This window comes from Salifodinibacter halophilus (genome assembly GCA_012999515.1).
In the GTDB taxonomy this organism is placed as follows: Bacteria; Pseudomonadota; Gammaproteobacteria; order Nevskiales; family Salinisphaeraceae; genus Salifodinibacter; species Salifodinibacter halophilus.
In genome coordinates, this window is sequence record JABEEB010000814.1 from 1 (window position 1) to 232 (window position 232).

Below are 232 nucleotides of genomic sequence, written 5' to 3' on the forward strand. Positions count from 1 at the left end.
CGCGCGCGTCCCGTCCGGCGAGGCCATCACCACGATGTCGCGCAGTTGTTCGCGGTAGTGCCGCGACATCCGCTGCAGGAACGCCGCGAACGCGTCGCGGCCGGTTTCGCGCGCGCCCTGGTTGAGGTCGTGGATCACCTCGTCGCCGAGCGTGGCGAGCATGCCGTCCCAGTCGCCGCGGTTGAAGGCGGCGTAGTACGACAGCACCAGTTCGGTGGCCAGATCGTGGCGG

General features: G+C 70.3%; 1 protein-coding gene. It reads right to left on the reverse strand.

The annotated features are described in order from the left end of the window. The coding region (locus HKX41_13845) for a SnoaL-like domain-containing protein (GenBank protein NNC25216.1) at positions 1-222 on the reverse strand (222 nt) is incomplete at its 3' end. Positions 223-232: the final 10 nt, after the last annotated feature.